A 304-nucleotide genomic window follows, 5' to 3' on the forward strand; every position below is an offset into this window, starting at 1 on the left:
ATTGCTTACTTTCTTTGGTTTGTTACTCTTGGTAAAAATTGGAATTTCTTATATTGATTACTCCTGGTAGAGATAATCAAATAAGAGGTTTATTACTTACAGTATTCAGTTTTCAAAGAACAAAGTTATATATTAGAGAGATAAATCTCTCAAAACTAAACAAAGAAGAGTCGAACGCTTGTGTATTCCGTAATATTCCTTAGAAAGGAGGTGATCCAGCCGCACCTTCCGATACGGCTACCTTGTTACGACTTCACCCCAATCATCTGTCCCACCTTCGGCGGCTGGCTCCTAAAAGGTTACC

Annotated in this window: 1 rRNA gene; it reads right to left on the reverse strand. The window is 37.8% G+C overall.

Going from position 1 to position 304, the window contains the following annotated elements:
* Positions 1–203: 203 nt before the first annotated feature.
* Positions 204–304, reverse strand: a 16S ribosomal RNA gene (locus B9P78_RS09635); the annotation flags it as partial.

The organism is Aerococcus sp. 1KP-2016, from assembly GCF_002252085.1.
In the GTDB taxonomy this organism is placed as follows: domain Bacteria; phylum Bacillota; class Bacilli; order Lactobacillales; family Aerococcaceae; genus Aerococcus.